Origin of the sequence: Thioclava sp. UBA3469, assembly GCF_002378135.1 — a bacterium.
Classification (GTDB): domain Bacteria; phylum Pseudomonadota; class Alphaproteobacteria; order Rhodobacterales; family Rhodobacteraceae; genus Thioclava; species Thioclava sediminum.
On sequence record NZ_DFRG01000250.1, the window covers coordinates 1 to 20,305 of the forward strand.

General features: G+C 64.6%; 22 protein-coding genes. 13 read left to right on the forward strand and 9 right to left on the reverse strand.

Annotation, left to right across the window (positions count from 1 at the left end; translation table 11 throughout):
* From B3D39_RS18360 to B3D39_RS18390, 7 genes are all read right to left on the reverse strand, one after another.
* Nucleotides 1-720: sterol desaturase family protein (locus B3D39_RS18360; RefSeq protein WP_286789945.1), on the reverse strand; the 720-nt coding region annotated here is incomplete at its 3' end.
* Between the two features lie 116 nt (nucleotides 721-836).
* Nucleotides 837-1,253 (reverse strand): Na+/H+ antiporter subunit G, encoded by a 417-nt coding sequence (locus B3D39_RS18365; protein ID WP_078571533.1) that lies wholly within the window; start codon nucleotides 1,251-1,253, stop codon nucleotides 837-839.
* A gap of 7 nt (nucleotides 1,254-1,260) precedes the next feature.
* Nucleotides 1,261-1,530 carry a K+/H+ antiporter subunit F gene (locus B3D39_RS18370; protein WP_078522019.1) on the reverse strand — a complete coding sequence of 90 codons (270 nt, stop codon included), beginning with the start codon at nucleotides 1,528-1,530 and terminating at the stop codon, nucleotides 1,261-1,263.
* Nucleotides 1,527-2,018: a Na+/H+ antiporter subunit E gene (locus tag B3D39_RS18375; RefSeq protein WP_078522020.1), complete on the reverse strand. Its 492-nt coding sequence runs from the start codon at nucleotides 2,016-2,018 to the stop codon at nucleotides 1,527-1,529. Before B3D39_RS18375 ends, B3D39_RS18370 begins: the two co-directional genes overlap by 4 nt.
* Before the next feature lie 13 nt (nucleotides 2,019-2,031).
* Complete coding sequence (locus B3D39_RS18380; RefSeq protein ID WP_274963112.1) at nucleotides 2,032-3,732, reverse strand: monovalent cation/H+ antiporter subunit D; 1,701 nt, start codon at nucleotides 3,730-3,732, stop codon at nucleotides 2,032-2,034.
* Nucleotides 3,732-4,070 carry a Na+/H+ antiporter subunit C gene (locus B3D39_RS18385; RefSeq protein WP_274963109.1) on the reverse strand — a complete coding sequence of 113 codons (339 nt, stop codon included), beginning with the start codon at nucleotides 4,068-4,070 and terminating at the stop codon, nucleotides 3,732-3,734. The genes B3D39_RS18380 and B3D39_RS18385 overlap by 1 nt, the downstream gene beginning before the upstream one ends.
* On the reverse strand, nucleotides 4,070-7,066 hold the full coding sequence (locus tag B3D39_RS18390) for a monovalent cation/H+ antiporter subunit A (RefSeq protein WP_274963108.1): 2,997 nt from the start codon (nucleotides 7,064-7,066) through the stop codon (nucleotides 4,070-4,072). Before B3D39_RS18390 ends, B3D39_RS18385 begins: the two co-directional genes overlap by 1 nt.
* Before the next feature lie 416 nt (nucleotides 7,067-7,482).
* Here B3D39_RS18390 and B3D39_RS18395 point away from each other — a divergent pair, with 416 nt between their 5' ends.
* From B3D39_RS18395 to B3D39_RS18410, 4 genes are read left to right on the forward strand one after another with little or no spacing between them, the layout of a single operon-like run.
* Nucleotides 7,483-9,135 (forward strand): glucan biosynthesis protein, encoded by a 1,653-nt coding sequence (locus tag B3D39_RS18395; protein WP_274963107.1) that lies wholly within the window; start codon nucleotides 7,483-7,485, stop codon nucleotides 9,133-9,135.
* A complete protein-coding gene (locus B3D39_RS18400) occupies nucleotides 9,132-9,344 on the forward strand; it encodes a hypothetical protein (RefSeq protein ID WP_078540302.1) in 213 nt (70 codons plus the stop codon). Before B3D39_RS18395 ends, B3D39_RS18400 begins: the two co-directional genes overlap by 4 nt.
* A gap of 1 nt (nucleotide 9,345) precedes the next feature.
* Nucleotides 9,346-11,160 carry a glucans biosynthesis glucosyltransferase MdoH gene (mdoH, locus tag B3D39_RS18405; RefSeq protein ID WP_274963106.1) on the forward strand — a complete coding sequence of 605 codons (1,815 nt, stop codon included), beginning with the start codon at nucleotides 9,346-9,348 and terminating at the stop codon, nucleotides 11,158-11,160.
* Nucleotides 11,153-12,349 (forward strand): OpgC family protein, encoded by a 1,197-nt coding sequence (locus tag B3D39_RS18410; RefSeq protein WP_274963105.1) that lies wholly within the window; start codon nucleotides 11,153-11,155, stop codon nucleotides 12,347-12,349. Before mdoH ends, B3D39_RS18410 begins: the two co-directional genes overlap by 8 nt.
* Nucleotide 12,350: 1 nt before the next feature.
* Here the strand turns inward: B3D39_RS18410 and B3D39_RS18415 are convergent, their stop codons facing one another.
* Nucleotides 12,351-13,247, reverse strand: a complete 897-nt coding sequence (locus B3D39_RS18415; protein ID WP_078540305.1) for a LysR family transcriptional regulator — start codon at nucleotides 13,245-13,247, stop codon at nucleotides 12,351-12,353.
* Nucleotides 13,248-13,370: 123 nt separating this feature from the next.
* Here B3D39_RS18415 and B3D39_RS18420 point away from each other — a divergent pair, with 123 nt between their 5' ends.
* The 8 genes from B3D39_RS18420 (at nucleotide 13,371) to trmD (ending at nucleotide 19,128) form a co-directional block, all read left to right on the forward strand.
* On the forward strand, nucleotides 13,371-13,943 hold the full coding sequence (locus tag B3D39_RS18420; RefSeq protein WP_274963104.1) for an FMN-dependent NADH-azoreductase: 573 nt from the start codon (nucleotides 13,371-13,373) through the stop codon (nucleotides 13,941-13,943).
* A 207-nt stretch (nucleotides 13,944-14,150) separates the two neighbouring features.
* Nucleotides 14,151-15,650, forward strand: coding sequence for a signal recognition particle protein (ffh, locus tag B3D39_RS18425; protein WP_134330228.1), 1,500 nt, complete (start codon nucleotides 14,151-14,153; stop codon nucleotides 15,648-15,650).
* Between the two features lie 4 nt (nucleotides 15,651-15,654).
* Nucleotides 15,655-16,197 carry a GNAT family N-acetyltransferase gene (locus B3D39_RS18430; protein ID WP_274963103.1) on the forward strand — a complete coding sequence of 181 codons (543 nt, stop codon included), beginning with the start codon at nucleotides 15,655-15,657 and terminating at the stop codon, nucleotides 16,195-16,197.
* Nucleotides 16,194-16,490, forward strand: a complete 297-nt coding sequence (locus tag B3D39_RS18435; RefSeq protein WP_078540309.1) for a chorismate mutase — start codon at nucleotides 16,194-16,196, stop codon at nucleotides 16,488-16,490. Before B3D39_RS18430 ends, B3D39_RS18435 begins: the two co-directional genes overlap by 4 nt.
* Before the next feature lie 45 nt (nucleotides 16,491-16,535).
* On the forward strand, nucleotides 16,536-16,907 hold the full coding sequence (gene rpsP, locus B3D39_RS18440; protein WP_078545070.1) for a 30S ribosomal protein S16: 372 nt from the start codon (nucleotides 16,536-16,538) through the stop codon (nucleotides 16,905-16,907).
* Between the two features lie 83 nt (nucleotides 16,908-16,990).
* Entirely contained in the window at nucleotides 16,991-17,497 is a 507-nt protein-coding gene (gene rimM / locus B3D39_RS18445; RefSeq protein ID WP_078545068.1) for a ribosome maturation factor RimM, read from the forward strand.
* Nucleotides 17,498-17,501: 4 nt separating this feature from the next.
* Entirely contained in the window at nucleotides 17,502-18,317 is an 816-nt protein-coding gene (locus tag B3D39_RS18450) for a hypothetical protein (RefSeq protein WP_274963102.1), read from the forward strand.
* The gene (trmD, locus tag B3D39_RS18455) at nucleotides 18,310-19,128 is read left to right on the forward strand and encodes a tRNA (guanosine(37)-N1)-methyltransferase TrmD (RefSeq protein ID WP_274963101.1); all 819 of its coding nucleotides are present in this window, start codon (nucleotides 18,310-18,312) and stop codon (nucleotides 19,126-19,128) included. Before B3D39_RS18450 ends, trmD begins: the two co-directional genes overlap by 8 nt.
* Before the next feature lie 49 nt (nucleotides 19,129-19,177).
* Here trmD and B3D39_RS18460 read toward each other — a convergent pair whose 3' ends face one another.
* Nucleotides 19,178-19,594 carry a VOC family protein gene (locus B3D39_RS18460; RefSeq protein WP_274963100.1) on the reverse strand — a complete coding sequence of 139 codons (417 nt, stop codon included), beginning with the start codon at nucleotides 19,592-19,594 and terminating at the stop codon, nucleotides 19,178-19,180.
* A gap of 399 nt (nucleotides 19,595-19,993) precedes the next feature.
* Between B3D39_RS18460 and rplS the strand changes: the two genes are divergently transcribed.
* Nucleotides 19,994-20,305: 50S ribosomal protein L19 (gene rplS / locus B3D39_RS18465; protein ID WP_286789946.1), on the forward strand; the 312-nt coding region annotated here is incomplete at its 3' end.

Sequence of the window (20,305 nt, forward strand, 5' to 3'; positions counted from 1 at the left end):
GGGGGCAGCGCCCCCTCCGACATGACCCGCCCGCGAGACCTCTGCCTCGGTGATTCCGAAGCGCGGCGCGAATTTCTCCCGCGCCGCGATCAGACGTGGATCGTCGGGGCGCAGGCCGAGGGTCCGGATGAACTCGACACGGCTTTGGGTCTTGAGCTGATCGCGCGAAATCGCGGTGCCCATCAGCCGGTCGATCACCTCGCCTCCGGCCGTGACGTGAAACCATTTCGAGAAGTCGCGGAAATGGTGCTGGTTGTGCAGCGTCGAGACATGGCGCTCGATCGCGGTCTTCTTCACGGTGACATGGGCGGTGGTGTGGAACCATTCATAGGCGAGGAAGGTCGCAGCGCCCCCAAGCGGCACAACGGCCACGGCAATATCGAACGCATAAGGCACGCCGATCAGCGACAGCACCGTCCAGAGAAGCGCGGTATTGCCCACGAGCACCGGCACGATCACCGAGAGCGGCGCGAACAGAAGCGGCCAGCAGGTGGGGAATTCGTGGTGGCCGTAATGCACCCGGTAGAGCCAGTTGAAGGCCCATTGCCGCTTCGGCGGCGCCATGTGGAAGATGTAGCGGTGGAGCCCGTATTCGTTGAGCATCTGCGCCGGGATCCCCAGCAGCGCGACCGCCCAGAGCCACCAAGGCCCCTGCGCGATCCAATAGGCCGCCGCGGCGACGACTGCGATCATCACCCAGATCGACAGATGGGACAGCATCAGCCGCATCCGCATCGCGAAAGTCTCCCGAAATCTCCTCCGGGGATCAGCCTGCCACGGGTTACGCGCGCGTCAAAGCGTTTCGCAACGTCAGGGCCAGTCAGTCGTTCTCGTCGTCAGTCGTTCTCGTGCGGGATGTTCTTTTCCCGATCGACCGCCAGTTCGCCCTTCGAGGTATCGGCGTCGGCTGTGTGCACCGCCCAGTCGCCCTCGCCTGCGGGCTTCGGCAGCTTCTCGGCCGGCCAGTCGCGGAAGATATTGGCCTTCGAGATGAAATGCGCGGTGATCGGGGCTGTCAGGAAGATGAAGATGGTGACCATCAGCTCGTGCAGGGTCAGGTGGCCCTGCTTCACCGCGAACCAGACCATCGAGGCGATCAGGATCGCGCCCACGCCCAGCGTTGCAGCCTTGGTCGGCGCGTGCAGGCGGGTCATCGGGTCGGGCAGTTTGACCAGCCCGAAGCTGCCGACGAGGCCGAAGATGCCGCCGATCACGAGCAGCGCGGAAATCAGGATATCCCAGAACAGTTCCATCACGCCCTCACTCGATAATGTCGCCGCGCAGGATGAACTTGGCGAAGGAGACCGTCGCCACGAAACCCGTCATTGCGTAAAGGATCGACGCCTCGAAGAAGAGCGCCGTGCCCTCCCAGATGCCGAACAGCACGATCATCGCGATCGCGTTGATCGCCATCGTGTCGAGCGCGAGGACCCGGTCGGTCACGCCCGGCGCCTTGACGACCCGGTAGAGGTTGAACAGCAGCGCCAGCGAATAGCAGGCGATGGCGAAGATCAGGGCATAGGTGATCATTCGAAAATCTCCTTCAGGCGGGCCTCGTAGCGGGACTTGATCTCGTCGCGCACCTCATCGGCATCGGGCGCGTGCAGCGCGTGGACCAGCAGCGAGTGCCCGTCGGCGGCCAGTTCCGCCGTGAGCGTCCCGGGCGTCATCGTGATCGTGCCCGCCAGTACCGTCACCGCCTCGGGCGTGACGATGTCGAGCGGCACCGTGACCCAGGCGGGGTGCAGCTTGGAATTGGGCATGAAGAGCACGATCTTCGCGACGGTGATATTCGCGACGATGATATCCCAGATCACGATGAAGATGTACTCGATGATCTTCAGCGGCTTCGCGAAACGCGGCCGCGCGGGCCAATAGGGTGCGGTGATCCACGGGATCACGAGCCCGACGAGGATCGCGAAGACCAGCGAATTGAGCGTGTAGCTATTGGCCAGCATCAGCCAGACCATCACCAGCGTGACGGTCAGATAGGGGTGGGGAAGGATCTTGCGGATCATCTCTTTGCTCCCCTCAATGCGCCGCGGCGGGGGCGTCCTGCCCCGTCTCGGTTCCGGTGTGGGTGTCGGCCTGATCGGCGGGCGGGTCGGCGGCACTGGTGTCGCCGCCATGCGCGTCCTCGGCCTGCATTTCCTCGCTCACTTCCATATGCCCATGCTCATGGGCCCCGATGCGGGCCGCCTCCTGTGCGCGCTCTTCCGCGCCGGCGAGAACCGCGTCGATATATTGCGAGGGCGTGAACAGCTGCGCGGAGGTGCCCTGCAGCCAGGTGCTCGCAGGTCCGGCCAGCGCGGTCAGCGCCACCGACCCGGCCAGCAGGATACCGGTCGCGGTAAAGGCGAGGCCCGGCGAGCTCGCATCCTTCGGCGCGGGCGGCAGATCGTCTTCTTCGGCCTCTACGGCGTAGGAGCGCCAGAACACCTGACTGCCTGCGCGCGCATAGCCCACGATGGCGATCAGCGAGGTCACCAGAACCGTGGCCCAAAGCGCCCATTGGCCGCGCGTCGCATCGAGGATCATCAGCTTGCCGAGGAAGCCCGAGAGCGGCGGCATCCCGGCCATCGCGATTGCGCCCATGAAGAACATGCCCGCCATCAGCCCGTGGTTCTTCATCAGTGGCGCATCGGTAAAGCCGAGCCCCCAGCGCCCGCGCCGCTCGCGCACGAGATCGGCGATCAGGAACATCGCGCCGGCGGTCAGCGTCGAGTGGATCATGTAGTAAAGGCCCGCCGAAGTGGCGCCTTGGGTGAATTGCGCAAATGCCAGCATCATCGTCCCGACCGAGCCGATCACCGCATAGGCGACCGTGCGGCCCATATCGCGGGCGCCGAGAATCCCGATCATCCCGATCGCAATCGTCAGGAAGGCCGAAGGCAGCAGGATGTCATGGGCAAGCGTGCCGATCGTGCCGGTGATCGGGAAGATCAGCGTATAGACGCGGACGATCGCATAGGTCCCGACCTTGGTCATGATCGCAAACAGCGCCGCCACCGGGCCGGGCGCGTTCGTGTAGGTCGCAGGCAGCCAGAATTGCAGCGGCACCAGCGCGGCCTTCACCGCGAAGACCAACATCAGAAGCGCCGCACCGACCTTGATCAGCGCCGTCTGCTCGGATGGCATCTGCGCGACCTTCACTGCGAGATCGGCCATGTTGAGCGTGCCCGCCGTCGCGTAGATCGTCCCCAGCGCGAAGAGGAACAGCGTCGAGCCCGCGAGGTTGTAGACCACATATTGCACGCCCGATTTCAGACGCGCGCGGCCGCCGCCATGGATCATCAGACCATAGGAGGCGATCAGCAGAACCTCGAAGAAGACGAACAGGTTGAATGCGTCACCCGTCAGGAAGGCGCCGTTGATCCCCATCATCTGGAACTGCATCAGCGAGTGGAAATGCCAGCCGCGCTTGTCCCAGCCTGAGCCGATCGCATAAAGCACGATAACGAGGCCGAGGATCGACGTCAGCAGCAGCATCAGCGCCGACAGCCGGTCGAGGACCAGCACGATGCCATAGGGCGGCTCCCAGTTGCCGAGGCGATAGACCTCGGGCGGGCCCATCGAGGCCGATACCATCAGCACGATCGCCAGCACCAGCAGCGCCGACATGCCGAGGATCGAGGCCACGCGCTGCGTGACCAGATCGTAGCGCATCCACAGCACGATCAGCGGCGCAAGCATCGCCGGGATCAGGACGGGCGCGATGATCCAATGCTCCATCATTGGCCGTCCTCCTCTTCCTCGAGGTCGATGCGGTCATTGCCCGCCTCGATGAAGGCGCCAAGCGCGAGCATCACCACGACCGCGGTCATCCCGAAGGAGATCACAATCGCGGTCAGGACCAGCGCCTGCGGGATCGGGTCGGTAAAGGAGGTCACGCCGTCGCGCAGGATCGGCGGCTGGTTGATCACCAGACGACCCGTGGCGAACAGGAACACGTTCACCGCGTACGACAGCAGCGACATGCCCACCACCACGGGGAAGGTGCGCAGACGCAGGATCATGTAGATGCCGGCGGCGGTCAGCACGCCGATGGCCGATGCAACGAGCACTTCCATCAGTGATCGCCCCCGTTGGTCTTCTTGTTCTCGTGCACAGTGTCACGCTCGTTCTGGGTGGCTTCGCGCGCGGCGCGGGCGGTCTTCCACCAGCGGCGCGGCACTTTGGCTTCGGGCGGATAGGGCCCGGCCGAAAGCGGTGCGAGCACGCGGGCCTCCGGCTTCTCGGCCGCGATATGCGCGCCCTCCTCGCCACCTTCCTCGCCCATCGCGGCGCGGCGCGCGAGGCGGCTCAGCCCGCCAAGCGCCAGCATCACCGAGCCGACGACGCCAAGGAACACGCCGAGGTCGAAGCCCGCAGCGGTCGCCAGCTCGAACTTGTCGAGGCCGGGCAGTTTCACATAGCCGAAATCGGAGGTGAGGAAGGGCATGTCGTTGAAGAACGCCCCGGCCCCGGTGATCCCCGCGACCAGCACGCCGGAGGCGATCAGCACATGGTAATAGACCTTCTGGCGCGCCTGCGTCCACGCAAAGCCCGAGGCCATGTATTGCGTCACCAGCGCGATCGCGACGACGAGACCGGCGATGAAGCCGCCGCCGGGCTCGTTGTGGCCGCGCAGGAAGATATAGAGCCCCACGACCAGCGCGATCGGCATCATCACCCGCGTCACGATCAGCAGCATCAGCGGGTGCTTGTCGCCGCCACGCGGCACGTCGGGGCGCCACGCGATCAGCTTGCGCGAGGACGCGCCCTGCAGCAGCGCCTCGGTCAGCGCGAAGATCACCAGCGCGGCGATGCCCAGCACCGTGATCTCGCCGAACGTATCGTAGCCACGGAAGTCCACGAGGATCACGTTCACCACGTTGTCCCCGCCCGCAAGGTTGTAGCTGTTGTCGAGCATGTAGCCGGACATCGTCGGGAAGGCGAAATCGCGGGTCAGCAGCGCGTAGATCAGCCCCGAGACCGCGACGCCCGCCGCGACCGAAAGCCCGACGTCAAAGCCGATCTTCATCCGGCTGGATTCGATCGAGGTGATCTTGGGCAGGAAGTTCAACGCCAGGAGCATCAGCACCGTCGTCACGATCTCGACCGAGATCTGCGTCAGCGCGAGGTCGGGCGCCGAGAGGAAGATAAAGGAGATCGAGACGGTCAGGCCGACGATCCCGATCAGCACCAGCGCGAGGATGCGGTTGTGATGGAAGGCCACGATACACATCGTGGCCGTCAGCAGCAGCAGCCAAGAGGTCACGGCCGCACCGTTCACCGGCGTCAGCGCACGGGTCTGCGGCCCCAGCGTGCCGCTCATGAAGGCATAGAGCCCCACCCCGACCGCGGTGATCGTGAACAGCATCAGGTAACGCGCCATCGCGCCGGTATGCAGCCCTTGGGTGATCCACGCCGCGAGGCTCTGCACCTTCGCGACCACCCAGTCGAACATCACCTTGGCCTCGGGGCGCGGAGCGGCGTCCCAAAGGCGCTGGAACGGGCGATGCGCGGCGAGCAGAGCGATACCGCCGGTGACGGCAATGGCCGACATGATCAGCGCCGGCGTGACGCCATGCCAGATCTTCAGCTCGTGCATGTGATAGCCGCCACCGACGACCGCATTGGTCGCCATCTGGACATAGCCGCCCGCCACCGCCATCGGGAACAGACCGATCGCGATCACGAGGAAGGCGAGGAAAGCCGGGCTGATCCACATGCCGAAGGGCGGATCATGCGGGGTCTTCGGCAGATCCGGCGGCGGCGGGCCGAAGAAACCGTGGCTGATGAAGCGGAAGGCATAGGTGGCCGAGAACAGCGCCGCGATGGTGGCCAGCACCGGGATCAGCCAGCTATTGTCGAGCCACTTCGTATGCGCGGCGGCTTCCAGCATCATCTCTTTCGACAGGAAGCCGTTGAAGAAGGGAATGCCGGCCATCGACAGCGCCGCGATGGTCGCGATCACGAAGGTGATCGGCATCAGCTTGCGTAGCCCCGAAATGCGGGTGAGATCGCGCGTGCCCGCCTCGTGATCGACGATGCCCGCCGACATGAAGAGCGCCGCTTTGAAGGTCGCGTGGTTGATGATGTGGAACACGGCGGCCAGCGCCCCGGCTTCGGTCCCTAGTCCCAGCATGAAGGTTATGAGCCCCAGATGCGAGACGGTCGAGAAGGCCAGCAGCGCCTTCATGTCGTGTTTGAAGATCGCGATCTTCGCGGCGATCAGCATGGTGATCAGGCCAACGCTCGCCACGATATAGAACCACTCCGGCGTGCCCGAGAGCACCGGCCACATCCGCGCCATCAGGAACAGCCCCGCCTTCACCATCGTGGCGGAGTGCAGATAGGCCGAGACCGGCGTCGGCGCCGCCATGGCGTGCGGCAGCCAGAAATGGAACGGGAACTGCGCGGATTTCGTGAACGCACCGCCGAGGATCAGCAGCAGCGCCGGGATGTAATAGGGGCTCGCCTGAATGGCGTCCTTGTGCTGCAGGATTTCCGAGATGTCGTAGCTGCCCGCGATATTGCCGAGGATCAGCATCCCCGCGATCATCGACAGGCCGCCCAGACCGGTCACGGTCAGCGCCATACGCGCGCCCTGACGGCCCGCGGGCAGGTGCTTCCAATAGCCGATGAGCAGGAAGGAGCTAAGCGAGGTCAGCTCCCAGAAGATCAGCAATAGCAGGATGTTGTCCGACAGGACGATCCCCACCATCGCGCCCTGGAACAGCAGCAGATAGGTGTAGAACTGACCGACCGGGTCCTTGTTCGACAGGTAGAACCGCGCATAGAGGATGATCAGCAGCCCGATCCCGAGGATCAGCGTCGCGAACAGCATCCCCAGACCGTCGATCCAGAAATTCACGTTCAGGCCCAGCCAGGGCAGCCAGTCGATCTTGGTCTCGACGACACCACCCGCCATCACGGTCGGCAGGTTCAGCAACAACCCGAGCAGCGCCAGCCCCGTAAACAGGGCCGAAACCGCGGCGGCATTGGTGCGTCCGGTGCGGATAAGGATCGACGGCATGGCTGCGCCCAGGAAGGGCAAAGCGGCGATCAAGGCAGGCGACATCTTCTCTCCGGTCCGTTCTTTGGCGGGCCTTGGGGCGATGGATGCGACCGCACTCTCCCCCCGCGCAAGCATTACTTTACCTGCGCACAGGGGGCATGTCTGTCAAGCTTCGCGACGGCGTTTCCTGAGTAGAATCGCAAGGCATTGTGCGGAGGCCGCCTCAAAGCGACAGCGATCGGCCCCTCTCCCGCCATTTTGCACATGCGGCATTCTGCGGCACAAATGTCGCTGAATCGGCGGGAAATCGCGCTTTTCGATGCATGGATGGGCGATGTTATGCGAGAATCGCATGGCTCGACCCTGTCCGTCCGATGGGCCTCGCATACCCTCTTGCAGTTTTTCTGGGCATGTGGCTATGCAAATTGCAGCACGGCGGTTTTTCTCCGTGCGAAGCGACTGTAATCGCAGGGAAACAGATGCCTAATCCCCGCACTGTGCAAGTGCCCCAATTCTCCCGCCGACAGCTCCTCGCCGCCGGTTCCGCTTTTGGCGCGTTCGCCGCCGCGGGAGGCTGGCCCGGTCATGCGCTCGCGCAAGACAGCGCCGCCCCGGCCGAACCCGCTACCGCTCCCACCCCGCCCCCCGCCGCACCGCAGCAATCGCCGTTTTCTTTCGACGATCTCGCGGCACGGATGCAGAAGGCCGCGAAGGGAGACGCCGTTCCGCCCGAGACCAGCTCGGCCGATTTTCTGAGTAAGCTGGATTACGACAGCTACCGGATGATCCGCTTCGACCCGGACAAGTCGCGCTTCGAGGATATCGAGGACACGCGCTTCGAGTTGCAGGCCTTCCATCTGGGCTGGCTGTTTAAAGAGCCGGTGCATCTCTCCAGCGTCGAGAACGGGCAAGCGAGCCCGATGAATTTCTCGACCGACGATTTCATCTACCAGAGCAAAGCGCGCAAGATCGTGCCCGAACATGCCGATCTTCCGGGCATCGCGGGCTTCCGGCTGAACACGCCGCTCAACCGCCCCGATGTCATGGACGAGCTGATCGCATTCCAGGGCGCGTCCTACTTCCGCGCGCTCGGCCGGGGTTCGGCCTATGGCCTTTCGGCCCGCGGGCTTGCCGTGAACACCGGCGTCTCCGTCGCAGAGGAATTCCCGCGCTTCACCCAGTTCTGGGTCGAGACACCAACCTCGGGCGCGACCTCGATTACCGTCTTCGCCGAGATGCATTCGGCCTCGCTGACGGGGGCCTACAAATTCGTCATCACCCCGGGCGAGGCGACCTCGGTCGATGTGACTGCGCGGCTCTTCATCCGCGAGGATATCCAGCAGCTCGGCGTCGCGCCGCTGACCTCGATGTTCCTCTACGGACCGCGCAACCGGCATAATTTCGACGATTACCGCCCGCGCGTGCATGACAGCGACGGGCTGGCGATCGAGCAGGCCGATGGCGACAAGCTGTGGCGCCCGCTGCAGAACCCGAACAAGCTCGCCTCCTCGTATTTCGCCGAGAGCGCGCCGCAGAGCTTCGGCCTCTATCAGCGCGAGCGCGAATTCGATCATTATCAGGACGCCTCGGCCCGCTACGAGCGCCGCCCCTCTGTCCGCGTGACGCCACAAGGCGACTGGGGCAAGGGCATGGTTCGGCTGGTCGAGATCCCCTCGAAACTCGAGGTGAACGACAATATCGTCGCCTTCTGGGTGCCCGAAGCTCCGGCAAAAGCAGGCGATGCGCTAGAATTCGCCTATCGGCTGGAATGGGGCGATCTGCCCCCCGATCCGAGCGATCAGCGCGCCTATGTGGACCAGACATGGGCCGGGACTGGCGGTGTCTCGGGCGTCGAGAACACCAAGGGCACCCGGAAATTCGTCATTGATTTCAAGGGCGGAGAGATTTCGCGCCTACCCGCATCGGCGGTCGACGAAATCAAACCGGTCACTCACGCGAACAAGGGCAAGATCGAAACGCAGACCCTTTCGAAGGTCGAACAGGACAATGTCTGGCGTCTCGTTCTGGATATTTCCGCCGATGGCGACGCGCCCGTGGAACTCTCTGCCACTCTTGCTGGTTTTGGACGGAACCTCTCCGAGACCTGGCTCTACCAGTGGACCAAAACATGATTTCACATTTGACGCTGCCGGAAGTGCCGGCGCTGACCGATCAGCCGCGCGCCCAGCGCCGACTGTCGCCCGAAGACCTCGTTGCCGGGCCCGCCGCGCTGCCGGTGGCCCCGATGGCCATGCCTGCTCAACAGATCGAACCCGATCTTCGGCTGAGTACCCGGCTCGCCCGGATGCTGACCCGCCGCCCGGTCGGGGAAGGCACCTGACATGTCCGCGCTCGCGCGTCCTCGCGGCGCATTGCTGATCGGCCTGCGCGCTCTGGCGCTCGGGCTGGCGGCGCTTGCAGGTATCGGGGCCTTCGTTCTGTTCATTCAGTTCGGTCAGGCCGACGGCTTGCAAACGCTCGACGTGGTGCGCGCGCTTCTGATCCTGATCTCGACGCTCTGGCTCGCCTGGGGCGCGGTGCAGGCTCTGATCGGGCTGACCTCGCGCGCCGAGCCGCCGCCGCGTGTTGATCCGCATGCGCGCATCCAGGGCCGCACGGTCGTGCTGGTGCCGGTCTATAACGAAGACCCGGTCTCCACCTTCTCGCGCGTGGCCGCGATGGACGCCTCGCTCGCCGCGACCGGCGACGACGCGGAAGTGCATTTCGCGATCCTCTCGGACACCCGCAAGGATGACATCGCCCAGCGCGAGGTGCAGGTCTTCGCCCATCTCGTGGAAGAGCGTGACGCGCTTGGCCGGTTCTTCTATCGCCGCCGCACCAACAACGTCGGCAAGAAGGCCGGCAATATCGAGGATTTCATCACCCGCTCCGGCGCGGCCTATGATTACGCGCTGATCCTCGATGCCGACAGCCTGATGGAAGGCGAGACGATCCTGCAGATGATCCGCCGGATCGAGGCCGAGCCGCGCCTAGGCCTGCTGCAGACCCTGCCGAAGGTGGTGCGGGGAAGCTCGCGCTTCGCCCGTGCGATGCAATTCTCGGCCAGCTTCTTCTCGCCCGTCTTCGCGCGCGGCCTTGCGATGCTGCAGGGCAAGACCGGCCCGTTCTGGGGCCACAACGCCATCGTCCGGACCCGCGCCTTTGCCGAAAGCTGCGGCCTGCCCGCGTTGACGGGGCAGCCGCCCTTCGGTGGGCATGTGATGAGCCATGACTATGTCGAGGCAGCACTTCTGGCGCGCAACGGCTGGCTCGTGCGGCTCGACGACGATCTGGAAGGCTCCTTCGAGGAAGGCCCCGAGAATATCGTCGATCATGCCAAGCGCGACCGCCGCTGGTGTCAGGGCAACCTGCAACATGCTCGCATCATCGGCGCACCGGGGCTGCGCGGCTGGTCGCGGTTCGTCTTTGCGCAGGGCATCATGGCCTATATCGCGCCGCTGTTCTGGCTGGGCTTTCTCGTGGCCTCGGTCGCGGCGCCATTGTTCATGCCGCCGCCGGATTACTTCCCCGAGCCTTATTGGCCCTTCCCCTATTTCCCGCCGTCAGAGGCCTCGAAAGCGATCGGCCTCGCCATCGGCATTTTCGGGCTTCTGCTGGTGCCGAAACTGCTCATCGCGGCGCGCGCGACGATGAATGGCACGGCGCGCGGCTTCGGCGGCGGCAACATCGCCTTCGCTTCGACGCTGAGCGAATTGCTCTTCTCCTCGCTCACGGCTCCGGTGCTGCTGGCCTTCGCGACGCGCTCGGTCTTTCAGGTGCTGTTCGGCGCGGATGGCGGCTGGCCCACCAATAACCGCGGCGACGGACGGCTGAGCGTGGCCGATGGGTTCAACGCGGCGTGGTGGATTGTCGCCATCGGCGCTGCGGGCCTCGCCGTCACGTGGTGGCTCGCGCCGGGTCTGCTGTTCTGGCTGCTGCCGGTGGGTCTGCCGATGGTCGCCGCGCCGTGGCTGATCTCATGGTCGTCGCAGCCGTCGCGCTCGCAGCTTATGCTGGTGCCGAGCGAAATCGAAACGCCGCGCATCCTGCGTCTGCACGATGCGATCTTCACCCGCTGGGAAAACGCTTTCCCGACCCCCGAGGGCGACCGCGCCGGTTTCGCGGACGCCCCTCACCGGAGCCCCGCACATGCGTAACATTGCGCTGATGAAACCCGGGCGCGACCTGCGGATCGATCTGTTCCGCGGCCTCGCGCTGGTGATGATCTATATCGATCACATCCCGGGCAATCTTTACGAGAACTTCACCTCCCGCAATCTGGGCTTCTCGGATGCGGCGGAGGGCTTCGTCTTCATGTCCGGCCTTGCCGCCGCGCTGGCTTACGGTCCGGCGCTGGCGAAAGGACTGAGCTGGGAAGGCACCTCGCGGCTCTGGGGCCGGGCGTGGCTTCTCTATCTTGTGCATATCCTGACCGCCGTCTGGGCGATCGCCATCGTCTCGGCCGCCGTGCAGTTCTGGGGCAACGAGGCGATGCTGTCCAAGAATGCGATGAAGATCTATGGCACCGACCCGTTCGGCTTCCTGATCGGGATCGCGACGCTGGGCCACCAGCTGGGCTATGTGAACATCCTGCCGATGTATATGGCGCTTCTGTTGATGGCGCCCGCGCTGATCCGGATCGGTCAGCGCAGCAAATTGGCGCTGCTGGCGACCTCGGTCGGGCTATGGGTGGCGACGGGACTGTTCCGGCTGAACCTGCCGAACTACCCGATGGAGGGCGGCTGGTTCTTCAACCCGCTGGCGTGGCAACTGGTGTTCAGCCTCGGCATCCTGACCGGGCTGTCGCTGCGTCAAGGAAAGCGTCTGGTGCCGGTGAAGGGCTGGATTATCGCGCTCGCGGCGGGCTGGCTGGCGCTGACCTTCGTCTGGATTCACAACGGCTGGATGCTGAAGAATTTCGGCCACGCGGTCTGGCAGTTGCGCCAATGGAACGTGCCCTTCTTCATCGCGGGTTTCGACAAGACCTTCGTGTCGCTGCCGCGCCTGTCGCACCTGCTGGCGCTCGCCTACATCCTGTCGCTGCCGGGGATCATCCCGCGCATCGCCGAGGCGCGCGTGCTGGAGCCGATCCGGATGCTGGGACGCCACTCGCTGCCGATCTTCGCGCTCGGCACGGTGCTGGCGATCGCGGGCCAGACGGTGAAGCAGGTACATCCGGGCGGGTTCTGGCAGGATACGCTGCTGATCTTCGGCGGGCTCGCGCTGCAATTCGCCTTCGCCTACGGGCGCGACAATTTCGGCGCGAAGGCCGTGGCGCGACGCCGGAAGGCCCGCGAAGAGAAGGAGCCCGCACCGGCCCCCGTGCGGCTGCACGCAGCCGAATAGCTCAGCTCAGGATCAGACCGTCCGAACGGGCCGCCTGTTCCTTGATCGCCTTCACGGCGGCCTGAACCTTCGGCGTCCGGTGCAAATCGACGTGGGTCACCAGCCACAGGTTAGTGTCCCAAGTATCGTAGGGCTTCACCACCTCTTCGAGCGTCGGATCGGCACGGCCCATCGGCACGGTCAGGAAGCCCAAACCAAGCCCCGCCTTGATCGCATCGACTTGGCTTTCATGCTCGTTCGCGCGGAACACGACCTGCTCGTCGGGCACGTTGTCGCGCAGCCAGCGGTAGAACGGCGCGCGGCTGTCGCGGTTGTCGTTCGAGACGAAGCGATGCTTGGCGAGCTCTTCCTTGGAGCGCGGAATCCCGAAACGCTCTACATAGGCGTGGCTCGCATAGAGCGCGTTCTGCATCCGGCCCAGCGACTGCACGACGTTGTCAGGCTCGGTCGGGCGGTTGCCGGCGCGGATCGCGACATGCGCCTCGCCATATTCCAGCCGGAACACGCGCTGATCGGTGAGATAGCGCAGCCGCAGCCCGGAATATTCGCCCAAGAGCTTTTCCATCGCGGGCAGGACAAGCACCGAAACCGCGGTCAGCGACGTCACGATCAATTCGCCCGTGACTTCGTCGCCCGCGCCTGCGATCCGGGCGGCGAGTTGGCTGAACTGATCTTCGGTCGCCTGCCCCACGGAGAGCAATTGCTGCCCCGCTTCGGTCGGCGTGTAGCCACGCGGATGGCGCTGGAACAGCTTGGTGCCCAGCTTGTCCTCCAAGGCATCGACATGGCGGATCACCGTTGCGTGGTGAACGCCCAAAACCTCTGCCGCCCCCGAGACGGTGCCGATGCGCGCCACGTGGAAAGCGGTGCGGATTTCATCCCAACTGTCAAAGCTCATGCTGTGCATCCGTGAACATAATCTGCTCGATCATGCCCGTTGCGTTCTGGATTGCAAGAGACAAGTAAGGCGCAGACCGAAATTCACGACCCCACATCGAACACGTTTTACGGAGTCCTCCCCATGACCAAGACCCTTCGTATCGACAGCTCCATCAAAGGCGACGCGTCGATCTCCAAACGCCTCACCGACAAGATCGTCGAGCGGCTCGGCGGCGACGTCACCACCCGCGACGCGACCGCCATCCCCACCATCGACGGTGCGTGGCTCGGCGCGGCTTACACCCCCGCCGACCAGCGTAGCGACGAGCAGAAAGAGCTGCTCGCCCTGTCCGACGAGCTGATCGCGGAAGTGAAAGCCGCCGACACGATCGTCATCGGTTGCGGCGTTTACAACTTCGGCGTCACCGGTCCGCTCAAGCACTGGATCGACATGATCTGCCGCGTGGGCGAGACCTTCCGCTACACCGAGGCAGGCCCCGAGGGCCTCGCCGGTCCGAAGCGCGTTGTCATCGCCTACTCCTCGGGCGGCGTGCCGCAGGGCTCCGCCTTCGATTTCGCGACGCCCTACATCAAGCAGATCCTCGGCTTCATCGGCATCACCGACGTGACCGTGGTGGCCGCCGAGGGCGTGAACCTCGACGAGGCTGCGGCGGTCGCCAAGGCCGAAGAGCAGATCATCCATCTCGCGGCCTGATCCGCTCAAGCCTGCAAAGACGTTCCTACCTCCCCAGACTGGCCCCGTGGTTGACTCCGCGGGGCCTTTGTCATAGTTGACGCGAGATTTCCCCGGAGGACGAATCCCTCCGGTCCCGGCATGAGGTCGGGATCGCCACCAGTCAGCGCGTTGCGCCCACTGGTGCGCTTGTCGTTTGTCCCGGCCCCAATCACAGGAGGGTGGCCCATGTTCGAAAGTCTATCAGAGCGCCTAGGTGGCGTCTTCGACCGGCTGACCAAACAAGGTGCGCTTTCCGCCGATGACGTGAAAACGGCCATGCGCGAAGTGCGCGTCGCGCTTCTCGAAGCCGACGTTTCGCTGCCGGTCGCCCGCCAGTTCATCAAGTCGGTCGAGGGCAAGGCTACCGGCGCTGCGGTCACCAAATCGGTTACGCCGGGCCAGCAGGTCGTCAAGATCGTCCATGACGAGCTGATCAAGATGCTCGCTGGCGAAGAGGCCGCCGATGCGCTGAAGATCGACAACCCGCCCGCGCCGATCCTGATGGTCGGTCTGCAGGGTTCGGGTAAGACCACCACCACCGCCAAGCTCGCCAAGCGTCTCAAGGACCGCGAAGGCAAGCGCGTGTTGATGGCCTCGCTCGACACCAACCGCCCGGCGGCAATGGAGCAGCTGCAGATCCTCGGCACCCAGATCGGTGTCGACACGCTGCCGATCGTGAAGGGCGAAAGCGCCGTGCAGATCGCCAAGCGCGCGAAGCAGCAGGCGACGCTGGGCGGCTATGACGTCTACATGCTCGACACTGCGGGCCGTCTGCATATCGACGAAGTGCTGATGGACGAGGTTCAGGCGGTGCGCGATGTCGCGAACCCGCGTGAAACGCTCCTCGTCGTCGATGGCCTGACCGGTCAAGACGCGGTCAACGTCGCGACCGAGTTCGACGAGAAGGTCGGCGTCTCGGGCGTCGTGCTGACCCGGATGGACGGCGACGGTCGCGGCGGTGCGGCGCTCTCGATGCGCGCGGTCACCGGCAAGCCGATCCGCTTCGTCGGTCTGGGCGAGAAGATGGACGCGCTCGAGACCTTCGAGGCCGAGCGTATCGCGGGCCGCATCCTCGGCATGGGCGACATCGTCGCCCTCGTGGAGCGCGCGCAGGAGACGCTGGAACAGGAACAGGCGGAGCGCATGGCCAAGCGCTTCCAGAAGGGCCTGTTCAACATGAACGACATGAAGAACCAGCTCGATCAGATGATCAAGATGGGCGGGATGCAGGGCGTCATGGGAATGATGCCGGGCATGTCGAAATACGCCAAGCAGGCCGAAGATGCGGGCCTGAACGACAAGACGATCACCCACCAGATCGCGCTCATCAACTCGATGACCAAGAAAGAGCGCGCCAACCCGCAGATCCTTCAGGCGAGCCGCAAGAAGCGCATCGCGGCGGGCGCAGGCCTCGAGGTCTCCGACCTCAACAAGCTGCTGAAGATGCATCGCCAGATGTCCGACTCGATGAAGAAGATGGCCAAGATGGGCAAGGGCGGCATGATGAAACAGGCGATGAAGATGATGGGCGGCAAGGGCGGCGGTGCGCCGGATCTGGCCAACATGGATCCCGCCGAGGTCGAAGCCGCAGCCAAGGCGATGGGCGGCAAGCTGCCAAAGGGCGGCATGCCCGGTCTGGGTGGTGCGCTGCCGCCGGGCCTGTCGGGTTTCGGCAAGAAGAAGTGACCCGATGACCGTCGCGCTCTCCCCCACCCCTGTTCTCGAGACCGAGCGTCTCGTGCTCCGCGCCCCGAAGGCTGCGGACTGGGCGGCATGGCGCGATTTCTACATGTCCGAGCGCAGCCACTGGTTCCGTCCGGTGAAAGAGCCGACCCCGGAGGCCGCATGGCGCAGCTTCGCTGCGATCACCGGCCATTGGGTGCTGCGCGGCTGGGGCATGTTCGTGATGACCGAGCGCGGCTCCGATCAGGGTTTCGGGGCGCTTGGCCCCTGGATGCCCCAGAGCTGGCCCGAGGCCGAGATCGCGTGGTCGGTCTGGTCGCAAGACGCCGAGGGCAAGGGCTACGTGGCCGAGGCTGCGCGCGCGGTGATCGCGCATGCGTTTCGCGACCTGAACTGGTCCACAGCGGTCAGCTACATCGACCCGAACAACACCCGTTCGACCGCGTTGGCCGAGCGTCTGGGCGCACGCCCCGACCCGCAGGCCGCCTATCCCGGGGAGCCGCCGATCGTGGTCTGGCGTCACCCCGCACCGAAGGAGGCCGCCGCATGAGCGATGCAACCACCCGTGCCGCTGAGTTGCTCAAGGAGCATCGCGACAGCATCGACCGGCTCGATGCGGTGATGATCTACACGCTGGCCGAACGCTTCGCCCAGACGCAGGCCGTCGGCAAGCTGAAGGCAGAGCACGACCTTCCGCCCTCCGATCCCGATCGGGAGGCCAAGCAGATCGCCCGGCTCGAAAAGCTGGCGAGCGAGTCCGGGCTCGATCCGGAATTCGCAAAGAAGTTCCTCAATTTCGTGATTTCGGAAGTGATCCGGCATCACGAGAAATTCCAGAAATGACGGGCCATCCGGCCCATCACCAGCCATCCAAAGGAGACAACTGACATGGCTATGAAAATCCGCCTCGCTCGTGGGGGTTCCAAGAAGCGTCCGTTCTATTCGATCGTCGCTACCGACTCGCGCATGCCGCGTGACGGCCGCTTCCTCGAGAAGCTGGGCACCTACAACCCGCTGCTCCCGAAAGACAGCGAAGACCGCGTGAAGATGAACATCGAGCGCGTGAAGTACTGGCTCGATCAAGGCGCGCAGCCGACCGATCGCATCGCGCGCTTCCTCGAAGCCGCTGGCGAGCGCAGCAAGCCGACCCGCGCCAACATGAAGAAAGCCGTTCCGGGCAAGAAAGCCCAGGAGCGCGCCGAGCAGCGTGCCGCCAAGGCCGCTGAGGCGAACGCTGAAGAAGCACCCGCCGAAGAATAATCGGCAGCTATGGATGGCTGGTGGGCCGGGCGCGATAGGTGCCCGGCCCCTGCCCCATCCGATCTAGCACAGAGGACCGCATCATGACCCAACCCGAACGCGTCTGCGTGGGTGCCATTGCCGGAGCTTTCGGCGTGCAGGGCGAAGTGCGCCTCAAGAGTTTCTGCGCCGAACCCGAGGATATCGTGGGCTACGCCCCGCTTTATACCGAAGACGGCGCGCGCCAGTTCGACGTGACACTGACACGGGGCCTGAAGAACGGGCTTGGCGTGAGGCTGTCGGGCGTGGCCACGAAGGAAGAGGCCGATGCGCTGCGTGGCGTGACCCTCTGGGCCGACCGCGACAAGCTGCCCTCGCTTCCTGACGACGAATTCTATCATGCCGACCTGATCGGGCTGACGGTGGTCGATACCGGCGGCACCAAGATCGGCACCGTGCGCGCGGTCCACAATCACGGCGCGGGCGACATCCTCGAAATCTTCGCGCCCGGTCGCAAACAGGCGCTGCTGCTGCCCTTCACCAAGGCCATCGTGCCGACCGTGGACCTCGCCGCGCAGCGTATCGTCGCCGACCCGCCCGAGGATCTGTAATCGGATGCGTGTGATCGTCCATCCGGGCTTTCACAAGACCGGCACCTCCACGATCCAGACCGGACTGCGCGAAGTCAGCGCCCATTGGCCCGACTGGGCGATTGCGCTCCGCGAAGACATTCCCGACGCAGCCGCCGCAGCCCGCGCCTTTTCACTGACCCGCGACCCGTTCGAGCTGGGGCTCTATCAGGCCGCGCTGGCCAGTTGGGCCGACGCCCTCCCCGAAGACACCACGCAGGCTGTGATTTCCATCGAAGGGCTCGCGGGACATATGCCGGGCCGCGATGGCGTGCTGGACTATTCCGCGACGCCCGCCCTGATGGGCGCGCTGGCCGAGGTATTCCGCGCGAAATACGAAGACGCGCTCGAGTTGCAGCTCTTCCTGACCACGCGCGAAAAGACTGCGTGGATCGAGAGCCTGCATTGGCAGCATGTGCGCAGCGGCATGTTGACGGACTCGCTCGACAGCTTCCGCACCCGGTTGTCGGGCTTCGACCTCGCCCCCGTTCTGCGCGAGATCGTGAGCACTGTGGACCCCGCCCCGGTGACATGGGTGATGCTCGACGAAGCCCGCGACAATCCCCACGGCCCGCTGACGCCGCTCCTCGATCTGATGGGCGTGCCGCCCGAGGCGCGCGCGTCGCTCGGAGCCGGGGTCATAGCCAATGCGCGCCCTCGAAGTGTGGACCGGGCGGCGCTGGCCGACCAACTTGCCGCAATCAACGCGGAAGGGTTGCCGCGCGAGGTCACAAAAGAGAAAAAGCGCGCCATATTGCGAGCCGCATGGCGCGAAGAGGCAGAGGCGAAATCCGATGAGTAACGACAAACCCAAGCTCGCGACCAAGTCGCATGGCCGCCTGACGATCTCGCCGACGCGCAAGCCCAGCTCGTTGATGGACGAGCCGCCGCGGCTCAAAGGCGCATGGACTGCGAAGATCGTCACGCTCTTTCCCGAAGCCTTCCCCGGCACGCTGGGCCTGAGCCTTCTGGGCCGCGCCCGCGATCTGGGCCTCTGGGCGCTGGAGACGATCGACCTGCGCCCGTTCGGTATCGGCAAGCACCGCAACGTCGACGACACCCCCGCTGGCGGCGGCGCGGGGATGGTGCTGCGCGCCGATGTTGTGGGCGAGGCGCTCAAGCAGGCCGCCCACGGCACGCCGGAAGACCGCGCGCGCTGGCCGGTCGTCTATCTCTCGCCGCGCGGCAAGCCGCTGACGCAGGAGATGGCGCGCCGCTTTGCCGAGGCCGACGGCATGACGCTCCTTTGCGGGCGGTTCGAAGGCGTGGACGAGCGCGTGCTGGAACATTTCGGCGTCGAGGAAGTCTCGATCGGCGATTTCGTCCTGACGGGGGGCGAAGTGGCCGCCCAGGTGCTGATCGACGCCACCGTGCGTCTGCTGCCGGGCGTGCTCGGCAATGCCGAGAGCGCGGTCGAGGAAAGCCATTCCAGCGGGCTGCTGGAGCATCCCCAATACACCCGCCCCGCCGAATGGGAAGGCCGTTTGATCCCCGAAGTGCTGACCTCGGGCAACCACAAGAAGATCGAAGACTGGCGCCGCGAGATGAGCGAAAAGCTCACGCAGGAACGGCGGCCGGATTTGTGGGAGAAGCATAAAGGGGTCGGCAGCTGAGAGGCCGAATTAACTGATGCTGCGTCTGGCTCTATTGTTGGCGCCCGCGTTAGCCATCGCGCCCCGGTTCATCAGGATCGCTGGAAAACAGCGCGATCTTGTTGCCGTGCGGATCAAGAAGATAGCCAACGTAGAAGTGCGGGCCATAAGCAGCCCGAAAACCAGGCTGCCCGTCGTCGGAGCCGCCCGCGGCTAACGCCGCATCATAAAGGTCCCGGACCTGTTTCTGCGATCGCGCCTGAAACGCCACCATTGCGCCGTTCCCAGCCGATGCAGATTGCCCGTTGAAGGGGGATTTGACGTAGAAATCAGGCTGAACGGAGGACTGACCTGGTTCTTCGGGCAAGATGTAACTCAAGTCTCCTTGATACTCTTCCAGCCGATAGCCAAGACTTGGGAGAAAGGCCGAGTAGAAGCGTTCTGCCTTCGCGATGTCGTCTGCTCCAACGGTCACGTAAGCGATCATATTGTGGCGTTCCTCCAAGAGTTGCGGCGATGGCGATGGGACCGCGGTTAGACGCCAAAGTAGCATAGTCGGAAGCGGCCATTGCAACAGCCGTAGCGAAAGGTCACTTTGTTCTGCAAAGCTTCAGCGCCCCCACTTCCCCCTTGCCACATTGGTCATTTCCCCGTAATACGCGCGGGTCCGGAGCCGGAATCGGCCCTCGGACCCTTTTGCTGTTGCCCGGCGGAGCCTTCTTCGGTCCGCGACACGGCACCGGCGAAGGGCGCAAAAAGCGAAAGACGACCTGAAATCTCCCGCGGGCGCGACCCTGAAAGGGCGACCGGACCCGATGAAGACGCGGAGCTCTGAGGCGGCGAAACCTTCACGGGACAAACCGTGAGCATGTGAAAGGACGTTGCGATGAACCTGATCGCACAGCTCGAGGCGGAACAAATCGCCGAGCTCAACAAGACCATCCCGGATTTCAAAGCCGGTGACACCATTCGCGTCGGCTACAAAGTGACCGAAGGCACCCGTTCGCGCGTGCAGGCCTATGAAGGCGTCTGCATCTCGCGCAAGGGCGGCGACACGCTGGCGGCTTCGTTCACCGTGCGCAAGATCTCCTTCGGCGAAGGCGTGGAGCGTGTGTTCCCGGTCTTTTCGCCCAGCATCGACAGCATCGATGTGATCCGCCGTGGCGACGTCCGTCGCGCCAAGCTCTACTACCTGCGC

Excerpts from the sequence above, each read along its gene's own strand:
- B3D39_RS18450 (WP_274963102.1), top strand. The coding sequence starts at position 17,502 with ATGCGTGTGATCGTCCATCCGGGCTTTCACAAGACCGGCACCTCCACG.
- B3D39_RS18420 (WP_274963104.1), top strand. The coding sequence starts at position 13,371 with ATGACCAAGACCCTTCGTATCGACAGCTCCATCAAAGGCGACGCGTCG.
- B3D39_RS18365 (WP_078571533.1), bottom strand. The coding sequence starts at position 1,253 with ATGGAACTGTTCTGGGATATCCTGATTTCCGCGCTGCTCGTGATCGGC.
- B3D39_RS18390 (WP_274963108.1), bottom strand. The coding sequence starts at position 7,066 with ATGTCGCCTGCCTTGATCGCCGCTTTGCCCTTCCTGGGCGCAGCCATG.
- B3D39_RS18460 (WP_274963100.1), bottom strand. The coding sequence starts at position 19,594 with ATGATCGCTTACGTGACCGTTGGAGCAGACGACATCGCGAAGGCAGAA.
- rimM (WP_078545068.1), top strand. The coding sequence starts at position 16,991 with ATGACCCAACCCGAACGCGTCTGCGTGGGTGCCATTGCCGGAGCTTTC.
- rpsP (WP_078545070.1), top strand. The coding sequence starts at position 16,536 with ATGGCTATGAAAATCCGCCTCGCTCGTGGGGGTTCCAAGAAGCGTCCG.
- B3D39_RS18410 (WP_274963105.1), top strand. The coding sequence starts at position 11,153 with ATGCGTAACATTGCGCTGATGAAACCCGGGCGCGACCTGCGGATCGAT.
- B3D39_RS18430 (WP_274963103.1), top strand. The coding sequence starts at position 15,655 with ATGACCGTCGCGCTCTCCCCCACCCCTGTTCTCGAGACCGAGCGTCTC.
- mdoH (WP_274963106.1), top strand. The coding sequence starts at position 9,346 with ATGTCCGCGCTCGCGCGTCCTCGCGGCGCATTGCTGATCGGCCTGCGC.
- trmD (WP_274963101.1), top strand. The coding sequence starts at position 18,310 with ATGAGTAACGACAAACCCAAGCTCGCGACCAAGTCGCATGGCCGCCTG.
- B3D39_RS18380 (WP_274963112.1), bottom strand. The coding sequence starts at position 3,732 with ATGGAGCATTGGATCATCGCGCCCGTCCTGATCCCGGCGATGCTTGCG.
- B3D39_RS18415 (WP_078540305.1), bottom strand. The coding sequence starts at position 13,247 with ATGAGCTTTGACAGTTGGGATGAAATCCGCACCGCTTTCCACGTGGCG.
- B3D39_RS18400 (WP_078540302.1), top strand. The coding sequence starts at position 9,132 with ATGATTTCACATTTGACGCTGCCGGAAGTGCCGGCGCTGACCGATCAG.
- B3D39_RS18395 (WP_274963107.1), top strand. The coding sequence starts at position 7,483 with ATGCCTAATCCCCGCACTGTGCAAGTGCCCCAATTCTCCCGCCGACAG.
- ffh (WP_134330228.1), top strand. The coding sequence starts at position 14,151 with ATGTTCGAAAGTCTATCAGAGCGCCTAGGTGGCGTCTTCGACCGGCTG.
- B3D39_RS18435 (WP_078540309.1), top strand. The coding sequence starts at position 16,194 with ATGAGCGATGCAACCACCCGTGCCGCTGAGTTGCTCAAGGAGCATCGC.
- B3D39_RS18385 (WP_274963109.1), bottom strand. The coding sequence starts at position 4,070 with ATGGAAGTGCTCGTTGCATCGGCCATCGGCGTGCTGACCGCCGCCGGC.
- B3D39_RS18370 (WP_078522019.1), bottom strand. The coding sequence starts at position 1,530 with ATGATCACCTATGCCCTGATCTTCGCCATCGCCTGCTATTCGCTGGCG.
- B3D39_RS18375 (WP_078522020.1), bottom strand. The coding sequence starts at position 2,018 with ATGATCCGCAAGATCCTTCCCCACCCCTATCTGACCGTCACGCTGGTG.